2 protein-coding genes are annotated in these 12,689 nt (G+C 60.9%); both read right to left on the bottom strand.

Features of this window, described 5'->3' with window-relative positions; all coding sequences use genetic code 11:
- Positions 1–2,065: Ig-like domain-containing protein (locus B9Z49_RS21015; RefSeq protein WP_233254754.1), on the bottom strand; the 2,065-nt coding region annotated here is incomplete at its 3' end.
- Between the two features lie 1,427 nt (positions 2,066–3,492).
- Positions 3,493–12,678 carry an S-layer family protein gene (locus B9Z49_RS21880; protein WP_233254753.1) on the bottom strand — a complete coding sequence of 3,062 codons (9,186 nt, stop codon included), beginning with the start codon at positions 12,676–12,678 and terminating at the stop codon, positions 3,493–3,495.
- Positions 12,679–12,689: the final 11 nt, after the last annotated feature.

Below are 12,689 nucleotides of genomic sequence, written 5' to 3'. Positions count from 1 at the left end.
TGGTGTCTTGGCCGGTGTCGCTGGCAGCATCCATGCGGATGGTGCTGAAGCTGCTGTTGTTGCGGTCGCCGCCGCCGCCGCTGCCGTTCGAGCCCGTAGCGTTGGCGGTGTTGCCGTTGGTGTCGCGCGCGCTGGCCGAGATGGTGCCGGTGGCCACAGGGCCCGTGGGGGTGAGGCTCCAGGCGCCGGTGGCGCTCACGGTGGTGCTGCCGATGATGTTGTTGTTGACATCACGCACCGTGACCACCGCGCCGGGCTCGCCCGTGCCGGTGATGGCGCCAGCTGTGCCGCCCTGGCCGGGGGATGTGATGCCCACGTAGGTGCTGGTGTCGCCGGTGTTGTTATTGTTACCGCCGTTGTTGTTGCCGTTGCCGCAGCCACAAGCCAAGCGCAGCGCCACCGCGTTGTTGGCGTCCGCCCCGTCTTGGTTGGCGTTGCCCGACGCATCCGTGAAGCGCTGGCTGTCCACATACACCGCCGCGTTGGTGACGCCCGCATCGGGCACAAAGATGGCGCTGTAGCTGCTGCCCGAGCCTTGCCACTGCGTGAGCCGCCCGCCCACAACGGTGACGTCGCCCAGGGTGAAGGTGGTGCTGGCCTCGCTGAGCGTGAAGGTGATCAGCGCGCTTTCTGTGGCCCCCAGCAGCGACTTGCTGCTGGTGATGGCGATGGTGGGGGGCGTGGTGTCCACCGTGGTGTTGCGGTCCCCGCCGCCAGAGGGTGGGCAGCCGCAGGGGTCGGCCGCAGCCGAGGTGACGCCGCAGCCCATGCTCAGCGAGACCACGTTGTTGCTCTCGCCGCCGTCCTTGTTGGCCAGGCCCGTGGCGTCGGTGAAGCGGTCGCTGTCGATGAAGACCGCAGCGCTGGTGGCACCCGCCGTGGGCGTGAAGGTGGCGGTGTAGGTCTTGCCCGAGCCTTGCCAGTTGGACAGGCCCCCGCCGATGACGGTGACGTCGTCGCGCGTGAAGGTGGTGCTGGCCTCGCTGAGCGTGAAGGTCAGCGTGGCCGTCTGGCCAGTGGCCAGGTCGTAGCTGTTGCTGGTGACGATGACGGTGGGCGGGGTGGTGTCGGCCGCTGCTGTGGTGGTCGTGGCGGTCGTTGTCGTGGCGGTCGTTGTGGTGTTGTTGTTGCTCTCAGCTGCGGGCGGCTGGGGTGTCTGGGGCGCTGGCACCACGGGCGCCGGCGTCTGCGGCACGGCCGCCTCATTGGTCACAGCCACAACGGGCGTGTTGCTGCCCACCGTGTTGTACACCCCTTGCGCGTTGCTGAAGGTGTTGGCCAAGACCTTCACGGTGGCGCTTGGCGTGGATGGAGAAATCACAACCCCCGGCTGCGTGGCGGTCAGGGTGGCGGTGTAGCGATCGCCACTGCCTTGGAAGTTGCTCAGCGTGCCGCCGGTGACGGTGACGTCGCCCTGGGTGAAGTTGGTGCTGGGCTGGCTGAGCACGAATTCGAGGGTGGTGCTCTGGCCCACGGCCAAGCTGGACTGGGCGCTGGTGATCATCACCGTGGGCGCCAGGGTCGCTGTGACGTTGGTGTTGCTGACGTTGCTGGTCGTGTTGCTGACGTTGCTGGATGCGCTGGCGACTTCGGTGTTGGCCGTCGGGCTGTTGTTGACAGTGGGGCTGGTGTTGGTGGCCGTGCCAATGCGCATGGACACCGTATTGTTGCTGTCTTGCCCATCCTGGTTCACCACCCCGGAGGCGTTAGAAAAGCGCTGGCTGTCCACAAAGACGGCTGCGCTGCCCGCGCCTGCGGAGGGCGTGAAGATGGCGCTGTAGTTGCTGCCGCTGCCTTGCCAGTTGCTCAGGGTGCCACCGATCACCGTGACGTCCTCGCGCGAGAAATTGGTGCTCGCCTGGCTCAGGGAGAAACTGATCAAAGCTGTTTCATTGAGTTGCAGTTCAGTGCGGCTGGTGGTGATGGCGATGGTGGGCATGGTGGTCGAGGTGTTGTTCGAGGAAATAGCGGTGGCCGTGGGCGTTGCGGTGGGCGTGGCTGTGTCGCTGGAAGTGTTGCTGGAGGTGTTGCTGGAGAAGTTGGTGTCAACAGGCGCTAGAGGCACCACAGCCCCTGTTCTCCACAAAGGATTGGTGCCGCCAGTCAGGGGGGAGAAGTGATCGAAGATCTGGTCGCGGTGGCGCGATGAGTGGCCCACTGCCGGGCAACTGGGACAGTCGGATTTGGCCGCTCAATATGTTTTGCAAAACAGCCTGCGCATCACTTGGCTTGAGCACATCCACCAGGACTTGGGCTGCAAGCAGCTCCGGGCCCTTCAATGACAAAGGTTCGTCCTTGTATTCGCCTAACTGAAGAAGATAAGAGTCCATGTCTGTGGTCAAGTTCTGTAGATTCAGTGCATGGCGCCCTCACGCGCAGGTTCAACCGTCTGCGTGAGAACCCTGGCACCGGTGTGCAGAGGTGCCAAAGGACTCCTTGAATTTGCTTGGATTTATAGATTTGCCATTTATCCACTCAAACCTTTTCCAAATCCTCAATACATATGAAAAATCAAAGAGTTGGCGCTGATTCTGTTCTTGTGAAATTTGTTGATTTGATTTGAAGATACTGATAGTGCGCGCACGAACAAACCCCCAATTGGGGTAAACCGCAGATGGAACTGTAAAAAATTTCTACATTGACAATTTGACGGATTGATAAAACCAAATTGAATGATTTGTATGTTTTTATTGAAGATATTCAGAGTCGCGATCGAGGCGGTCTGTTGAAGGAGACCAACCCTGTGGGCGATGGTGTGGGGTGGTGGTGCACAACCCATCGCCCACGGGGTGGGCTCCTACGAAGGCAGGGTGTCTCTTTGTAGGAGCGCACCCCTGTGCGCGATGGTTTTGGGGGCGTGTGCCACGCCTATCGCCCACGGGGTGGGCTCCTACGAAGGCAGGGTGTCTCGTTGTGGGAGCGCACCCTGTACGCGATGGTTTTGGGGGCGTGTGCCACGCCTATCGCCCACGGGGTGGGCTCCTACGAAGACAGGGTGTCTCGTTGTGGGAGCGCACCCCTGTGCGCGATGCTTTTGGGGGCGTGTGTCACGCCTATCGCCCACGGGGGTGGGCTCCCACAAATTCAGGGGACTATCGCCCACGGGGTGGGCTCCTACGAATACCGGGCATTGCGTTGTAGGAGCGCACCCTGTGCGCGATGGTTTTGAAGGCGTGTGCCACGCCTATCGCCCACGGGGTGGGCTCCTACGAAGGCAGGGCATTGCGTTGTAGGAGCGCACCCTGTGCGCGATGGTTTTGAAGGCGTGTGCCACGCCTATTGCCCACGGGGTGGGCTCCTACGAAGGCAGGGCATTGCGTTGTAGGAGCGCACTCCTGTGCGCGATGGTTTTGAGCGCGTGTGCCACGCCTATCGCCCACGGGGTGGGCTCCTACGAAGACAGGGTGTCTCTTTGTAGGAGCCCACCCCTGTGGGCGATGGTGTGAGGTGGTGGTGCACAAACCATCGCCCACGGGGTGGGCTCCTGCGTTTTTATGACAAGGTCACGTTTTGCAGGTGCTGGTCCACCATCACTTGCAGGCTGTTGTCAGCGCTGTAGTTGTAGGTGTTGAACGTCACGCCATCTTGTTGCACCGTGCCTGTGGCCAGCCATTGGCCGGGGGCCTCTTCGCCGAGCACGTTGCTCAGGTTCAGGGTGTCGTTGCCGTCACCCTTGACCTGGACCACATGCTTGCCCGAAGCATCAACGGGCGCTCGCAGCACATCGCTGGCCTTGAGCTGCAAGTGGTTGGCGACAGAACTGCCATCCGTCTGCATAGGGCCCGTGAGGTCGTAGCTCTGAGGCTGGACACTGACATTGGCTTCGGCACCTTTGGCCAACCACACGTCCACCAGATCGGCTTGTGTGCCGTCTTGCTTGGTGTAACTCGACACCAGTCCGAACAAGTTGCCGTTGTTCTCGGTGGTCGAAGCTTGGGCGTTCAGGTTCAGCGAGACGATGCCAAAGTCGGCCAAGGTCTTGAGTTCACCCGCATCGGTGACAGCATTGCCGTTGGCATCCAACCACAAGCGCAACTCAGCGAACTTCGAATCGCTTGCGGTGATCAAGCCATCGCGGTTGCTGTCCAGCGTGGCCAAGGCGGCAAAGCCATCGCTTGGCTTGGTGCCGTCGGGCGTGACAAAAGCTTCGCCCAGCAACTCTGCACCGCTGTTGATCAAACCATCGCCGTTCAGGTCCATGACCAGCAAACCATCGGCGCCAGAGGCCCAAGCGGTGCTGTCGGTTTTGCCGTCACCGTCGATGTCAAACGACACCGGGTTTTCAAGGCCCGTGGTTTGCACGCCATCGCCATTCAAGTCCAGCACCAGCGGTGTCACAGCACCAGCAGCCACCGAGACGGTGCCCGTGGCGGTGGTGACATACAGATCGATCTTGCCGTTCTTGTCCAAGTCAAAGGTCCTGACTGCGCGGCCGTTGAGTGTGGTGGTGCCCTCGGTGTAGGTGCTCAACGATCCCACCGAAATGCGCACCACATCGTTGGAGTCGCCCAAGATGGTCAACACGCCCGAATCGGTCACGGCGTTGATGCCTGCCAGGTTCACCTTGATGGTGCTGCTGTAGTTGTCGCCCGAACGGGCTTCGTTCAAGCCCATCTCACCGGCATAAGGCAACAAGTCAAAAATTTCAAAACCCTTCAAGTTGCTTTGCGCATATGCGTTTTGCAAGTCCAATGCCGCGGTGCCGCCCGTCAGCTTCAAAGTGTCGGTGCCCGTGCCGCCGTCAAACACAGCGTTGTTGCGGGTGAACCCGTCAAACGTCACGCCCAGCGTGTCCTGGTGCAGGTAAGTGACGTTGACCTGGTCAATGATCACCGTGTCGTTGCCGGCACCGGCATAGAGCTTTTCGCCGCCCACGGTGCCCTGGTAGAACGTGTCGCCCACCGAGTCCATGACGTCGTCGCCCGAGGTGCCCGAGAAGGTTGCCGAACCCCACGCAGTGCGCTGGAAATACTCGACTTTGTAAACGCCCGCAGTCGCGTCGTAAGCCAAGGCCTTCGAAGCGCCCAAGCCTGTGACTGTGCCAGCGCTGTTCGAGAAAGCGCCATCGGCCACGCTGACTTGCATGCTGCCTGCACCCGTGGCATTGGCGGTCACGGTCATCACCCAGGTCTTGCTGTCGATCTGGGTCAAAGCGCCTTTGGTGCCACCGGTCACGGTCACATCGGCCGCATCAAAGCCCGTCACGGCCTGGTCAAACGCAAAGGTGTAGTTGACCGCTGTGCCGGTGCCCACCACGCTGGCGGTGGCATCGTCGCTGATGGTCAGTTTGGGCGTAGCGCCTGCCGTGGGGTTGACCGCATAGCTGCTGGATGTGACAACCACAGAGTTGTCGGCGTTCAAGATTTTGGCGGTGTACACCTCGCCTGCGGCCGCGATGGCGGTGTCGGCAATGGTCCATTGCGTGCCATTGACGGTCGCAAAGCCCATGCTGGTGGTGCCACTGAAGACCTCCAGTTTCTGACCGGTCGCCAGTGGGCTCGCCAAAGTGCCCTGCACCACACCCGTGGTGTAGCGGGTGGTCCCGCCATTGGCCACATCGACGGTTTCTTGCACACCGCTCAGCGTGAACTTGATGTTGTCCATGTAAAAGTTATCGCTTTGCATCGACGTCAAGATCACGCCCAAGTCGTTCAAGTGGCTGGCACCGCTGACATTCATAGAGAATTTCTTGGGCGCCATCTGGGTGCCGCCAAAGCCCCCACTGCTGACCAGGGTGACACCATTGCTGGTGTCTGTTCCCGCCAGGTTCACATCGGTGTAGACAGATTGCGAGCTTTGGTTCAGATCCCAGTAATCAAATTCGACCTTGGTCAAATTGCCTTGCGACTGGAAAATTTGGAACACGCCCGACTGGTCGCTGGGCGACAGGTACACACCGTTCACATGCAAGGCGCGGCCCTGGCCATTGAGACCCGAGCCCACATCACCCAACATGTAGTTGCCCGGTGCCGTGGTGCCGGACCAATGGAACTCCATGCCGCTGTCGGTGATGAACGTGCGCATCGGCAAATTGGCATATTGGTTCAAGCCATCAAAGGTCTCGGTCATCACCTTGGATGCGGTGGTGCCCGAGGCTTGCAAGCTGGTGATCATCACTCCATTGGTATTGGCAGCGCTGCCAGAACCACTGCCCGAACCACCGCCAGTTGCACCCGTACCGCCCGTGCCACTGCCAGCACCACCGCTGACGCCCGCGGATTGGGCGCTCGAGGCCGCGTCCGCGTCGATCAACACCTGTGCTTGCGTGGTGCTGTGGTCGTACACACGGTAGGTGCTGGTGACGCTGTTGACCGTCAAACTGGTGGTGCCCTTGTAATCCCACTGACCAGCCAAACCGGTGTTGCCCAACAGGGCGTTGGTGGTGACGCCGTCGGTGGCCAGGTTGGCCAGCACCACTTGGTCGGTATTGGTGGCGTTGACCACAAACTGAACCTTGCCAGTGCTGCTGGTTGAGCCCGCAGCACTGGTGCTGCCGTGAGCCGTTTGGGTGGTGGTGGCAAAGCTGTAAGCCGCCATGGTGCTGGCGTTGCTACCGCCCAAAGACAGCACATCGTTGGCCGTCAAAGTTAGGCTCGATTGGCCTTGCAACTCGAAAACCTCGACTTGCTGGATGGACTTGACGGTCTGGTTGGCGGTCAAGGACATCAAGTCCAGCGAGGTGCCCGCTGCCAGCTTGAGCGTGTCCACACCTGCGCCCCCATTGATGAGGCCGCCGCCCGTCCCAAGCACCGACTGCAAAGCCGTGGTGCCCACGGTGATGGTGTCATTGCCCGCCAGGGTGTCCAAGACACCACTGCTGTAGCTCACAGCGTCTGGGTTGGGGGTCACACCCCCCGAGCCCAGGTTGCTGTCGGTGGCCTGCACCTCCTGGAACACCACATTGTCCAGTGCAAAGGCGCTGTTCGCGTCTGAGGACAGCTTGTAGGTTTGCAAGCTCACGGTGATCTCACCATCGGTGGGTGCCACGTAGTCCACCGTCACATGGCCAGCGCTGTAAGTATTGGTGGTCATGACCCGCACACCGTTGATGAAGAGCTCGATGCCGTTACGCTCACCGCTGCCGAACATCATGGCGTTGTTGTAGTAATCAAAGCTGAACTGGTAAGTCTTGCCCTTGACCACATCGACCTCGGTGGCGTAGATCGAGTTTTCTGTGCGACCGTGACTGACATAAATGCTGCTGACCAAACTGTTGAGTGAGCCGCCGCTGGCGTCGGTATGTCCGGCCAAAATTTTGCCGCTCGACAAGCCGAGGAAAGCTTTGAAGCCCGTGGTGGCAATGTTGGCCGATGTGCCGACGAACACATTTTCAGACCAAGTGCCATAAGTCCAGGCGTTGTCATTGTTGGCCACCAAAGCACCTGCCGTGCCCGTGATGTTGGTGGGCTCGTCGATCACGTTCACGGCGCGCAGGCCAGCGACCCAAAGCCAATCTACCGTAGAACGGTTTGTTGCCAGGGGCACATGCGAGCCCCAGTCGCCTGGGCCATAACCACCGAAGCCTGAACCGCCAGCGGCATAACCCGCGGTGCCCAACTCAAAGTCGCCATTGGTCACGCCCGAGGCTGTGGTGCCGACTTGCCACAAATTAGAAGCCTGGCTGAGGTTGCCCTGTGGGTCCAAGGCTTTGGCCACAAAGCTGTTAGAGGCCACATCCAGATTCAGGCCCGATACCGTCCAGTTGCCACTGCTGTCGGCCGTGGCGGTGCCTACCAAATGGCCCAAGCTGTTGCTGTACAGGTACACCTTGACCCCCGGCATGCTGGTGCCCGACACGCTGTCAATGGCTTGGGTGGTGGTGCCTTGGTGGGCAATGGCGGCATTGGCCGCATCCTTCACCCCGGTGATCACCGGGGGTGCTTCTGTCAGGTCCGCATTGACCGGCTGGTAAGCCGTGGTGCTGGTGCCCGAGGCCGAGACGATGTTGGCGCTGTACACCCAGCTGGCGTTGTAGCCTGCGGTGTCGGTGATCTCCCAGGCCGTTCCTGCAGCGTTGACTGTCGCGTTGCCAATCAAGGTGCCGTTGGCATAGACCTTGACCACATCGCCTGCGGCCAGTGGCGTGGCCACGGTGCCCGAGATCAAACGCCCGGCCGAGGTGTCGTTGGTGATCCAGTTGCTGTTGATGGTGGCATCGGCCGTGACGCCGCTGTCCTTGGTCATGCTGCTGAAAGCGATGTCGTTGCTGCGCACGGTGGGAGTGATGGTCGTCAGCACCTGCGCTTGTGTGGTGCTGTGGTTGTAGACCTTGTACGTCACGCCGCCCACAACAGCGGTGCCCATGTCGTCCCACTGACCAGCCAGGCCCGTGTTGCCTTCCACACCGTTGGTGGTCACGCCGTCTTTCATCAAGGGGTCCAGCACCAGCGTGTCGCTGGCTGTGCCGGTGATGACCATCTGCACCTTGCCCGTGCTGCTGGCCGAAGCCGTGCCGCCGGTGGTGCTGGTGAAGGTGTAGCCCGCCATGGTGCTGGCGTTGCTGCCGCCCAAGCTGAGCACATCGTTGGCCGACAAGGTCAGGCTCGATGTGCCCTGCATCTGGAAGATTTCCACTTCCTGGATGGGCTTCACCGTCTGGTTGCTGGTCAGGGTTTCCAGGTTGAGCGTGGTGCCAGCGGCCAGCTTGAGCGTGTCCACACCCGCGCCGCCGTCAACCATGCCGCCTGCAGCCAGTATGGCTTGCAGGCCGGTGCTGGTGGTGGTGATGGTGTCGTTGCTGCCCAGGGCGTCCAGAGCGCCTGCGGTGTAGCTCAGGTTGTCGGTGTTGGCAGTCGCACCCGCGAGCGAAGCGGCAGCCACCAAGGTGTTGGCATTGGCTGGTACGGCTTCACCAACGTGTAAATTGTCCAAGATGTAGTTGCCGTCGGCACCGGTATAGGCGGCGCCTCGCCCATAAGCGTTGACTTTGAAGTCGACCAAACCGGACACTGTTGGTGTGAAAGTGGCTACAAAATGACCTGCCTCAACCACAGAAGATGACGTGCTGTTCACAAATTTGATCACTTGCGTGCCGATGACGGCTTCTAGCAGCGCCAGGTCATCGATGTAATCGAAGGTGAACTCATAGGTTTTGCCTGCTTGCAACATCACCTGGTTGGCCCAGACGGTGCTGGCGTTGGTGGCATACACACCACCGAACAACACATTGCCTGTCATGGTGCTATCTGGATTGGGCCAACCTGAGCTTGCGTTGCCATAGTCGGTTGCCCAGTTGATGGCGCTCATGCCAGTTACAGCCGTCGCAACCCCAGATTTGGCCAAGGTCGTGGCGAGATCAAAGTCATAATTTTGGAAGCTGCTGTTGACCGCATAGCCTTCACTCGAACTAAGCCAGAAGGCATTGTTGGCTGGGTTGGCGTCAGTACCCGTGCGCAAGGGTTCGGTGGTGGTGAAGCCTGTCTCACCCGCAGAAAAATCACCATTGGTCACCAGGTTGGCTCCAGGCGCTTTCACGGTCCAAAGGTTGGATGTCAGGCTTTGGTTGCCTTGTGGATCGAGCTGCACTGCTGCAAAGGTGTTGCTGCCACCAAACGTGCCCGTCAGCGACGTGACCGACCAGTTGCCCGAGCTGTCGACCACCGCCGAGCCCACCAAGGTGGTGGTGGTGTTGTCGTACAGGTAAATGGTGTCCCCCGCCACGCCCGTGCCCTTCACAGAGCTCAGCGCTTTGGTGGTCGTGCCGTTGTTGGCAATGGTGGTGGTGCTGGCCGTGTCGAACACCCCGGTGATCACCGGTGGTGCTTCTGTCAGGTCCGCATTGACCACCTGCGTGGCCAGTGGGCCGGTGGCGTTTTGGCTGTCCACCACTTGCGCGGTGTAGGTCCAGCCGGCGCTGTAGCCGCTGGTGTCGGTGATCTCCCAGGTCTTGCCGCCCGGGGCCACGGTGGCGGTGCCGATCAGGGTGCCATTGGCATAGACCTTGACCACATCGCCCGCGTCCAAAGGCGCGCTCAAGGTGCCCGAGAGCAATCGCCCGGCCGAGGTGTCGTTGGTGGTCCAGTTGCTGTTGATGTTGGACGTGGTGGTGACGCCGCTGTCCTTGGTCATGCTGCTGAAGGCCACGGTCTGGGTAGGCGGCAGCGTGTCGTAGGGGATGCTCTGCAGGTTGTTGGCCTGGTACACATCGGTGCCGGTGGCCGGGTTGGTGTACGTGTCTTTGTTGTTGTTGCCTGCCGCGTCCATGAACTTGCTGCTGGCAATGCGCACATAGCCGGTGCCGGCCGCATTGGCCGTGGGCGTGAAGGTGGCGGTGTAGACCAGCGGGTTGGTGCTGCTTTGCACCCAATTGCTGATCGTGCCGCCGTTGGCTTCGATGTCGGCCAGCGTGAAGTCGCTGCTCGCTTCGGTCAGGGTAAAGCTCACCTGTGTGCCTGCGCTGCCCACGGTGGTGGTCAGCCCATCGGTGCGGGCGATGGCCACTTGGGGTGGCGTCAGGTCGATGGTCATCAGGTGCGTGGCGCTGGCGCCTGCGCCGTACGCGGCCACGGCCGTGGTGTTGTTCAGCCCCACGATGGTGGCGCGGATGGTGTAGTTGCCCTCGAGCTCAGTTTTTGTGGTGTTGTTCCACGACCAGGTGGTGCCGCTGGGCGTGGCAAAGCCGGTGCTGACCACTTGGTTGGCGCTGTTGAGGATCTCCACCAACACGCGCTCGGTGGCGCCATTGAAGGCCGCAGGCAAGCCGCCCGAGTAGGTCAGCGTCTGGTCGTTGGTGATGAAGTCGGTGGCGCTGGTGCCTGCGTCGGTGCTGATGGCGCTGATGGTGATGGGCGAGATGGTGTTCACCGTCACGTCCACGTCCACCAGCACTTGGGCGCCGGTGGTGCTGTGGTCATAGACCTTGTAGACGTGGGCCACGCCGTCCACGGCCACATTGGCCGCGATGCTGAAGGTGCCCTTGTAGGCCCAGCTGCCCGCCAAATCGGTGTTGCCCAGCAAGCCGGCCGAGGCACCGTTGGTGCTGACCACGCCGTCGTTGGCCAGCACGCTCAGGTTGAGCACGTCGTTGAGTTGGCCGTTGACCACGAACTGCACCTTGCCGGTGCTGGTGGTGCTGCCGGTGCTGCCGGTACCTTGCGTGGTGCTGGTGAAGGTGTACGGGGCCATGGTGGTGGCATTGCTGCCGCCCAGGCTGAGCACGTTGTTGGCCGACATGGTCAGCTTGGAGGTGCCGCCTTGCAGGGTGATCATCTCCACCTGCTCGATGGGCCTGACGGTCTGGTTGCCGGTGGTGGACTCCAGGTTGAGCGTGGTGCCTGCGGCGAGCTTGAGGTTGTCGATGCCCGTGCCGCCGTTGATGATGCCGCCAGCTGCCAGCGTGGCTTGCAAGCTGGTGTTGCCCACGGTGATGGTGTCGTTGCTGCCCAGCGCGTCCAGAGCGCCTGCGGTGTAGCTCAGGGTGTCGGGGTTGGCGGTGGGGCCTGCGGTGCCAAAAGTGCTCACTGCTGCGCTTGCACCCGACTCTACGAAACTGATGTTGTCCAGCGCGTAGTCACCATATTGGTGTGAGTCCGTGCCTTTGCCTGTGAATTTAATCGTGATCGCTTTGGTGGCGGTGGCCGTATACGTTGCCGTCATCGTGCCCGTGGTGATTTCTGCGTCATTGTCTGGCACCAACGTGTAAGGCACCTCCATTCGCACACCATCCACGACCGCAGCCAATCGGCCGCCGCCATTGAGTTGACCGTTATTCCACGGATTACCAGACCAGAAAGAAGTCAAATAGTCGTAGCTGAAGGTGTAGGTCTTGCCTGCCTCGACATTCACTGTTGTTGAAAGAATGGTGTGCAAAGTCCCACCATTGCTCGTCCAAACATTACCTGTGAGCACTTGGTTGGACTCGCCGACCGTACCGGCCAATGACTCAAAGGTCCTGCCCACACGTTGGCGTGCTGTTGGGGTGTCGACCAAGTCCAAATAGTCTGTGTACCAGGACACTTGCCCGCTCGTGTTTGTCGCTGATCGCGTCAGCGTATCTGGTGCCCCCGTGTAAACGGGGTTGGTGATGTCGTCGTAGTTGATGAAGGTATTCGCTTTTGAACCCACCATCCCCTTGATGTCAGCGACGATGTAGTTATCGGACACGTCATAACTGACCCCGTTGGTCATCAAGGCACCAAAGAATGTGTAGCCTGTTGCTCCGTTTGAAAAATCACCGTTCGCCACGATGTTGGCATTGGGCAAGGAGACAGTCCACTGGTTAGACAAGCCACTCTGATTGCCCTGCGCATCCACCTGCTTGGCCGCAAAGGTGTTGCTGCCGCCAAACGTGCCCGTGAGCGACGTGACCGACCAGTTGCCCGTGCCGTCCACCACCGCTGAGCCCACCAAAGTCGTGTAGTTGTTGTCGTACAAGAAGATGGTGTTACCGGCCAGGCCCGTGCCCTTGACGCTGCTCAAGGCGTTGGTCGTTGTGCCGTTGTTGGCAATGGTCGTCGTGCTGCTGCTGGCCGTGTCAAACACGCCTGTGATGGCCGGTGCCGCTTCGGTCAAGTCCGTGTTGACCACCTGCGTAGCGGTGGTGCCGACGTTCCCCGCCGCGTCTGCCACTTTGGCCGTGTAGGTCCAGCTGGCGTTGCTGGCGTAGCCCGCCAGATCGGTGATCTCCCACGTCGTGCCACCCGGGGCCACCGTGGCGGTGCCAATCAAGGTGCCGCCCACGTACACATTGA

This window comes from Limnohabitans sp. 2KL-51 (assembly GCF_003063645.1).
GTDB lineage: Bacteria > Pseudomonadota > Gammaproteobacteria > Burkholderiales > Burkholderiaceae_C > Limnohabitans_A.
This window is presented reverse-complemented; position numbering and strand designations above follow the sequence as displayed.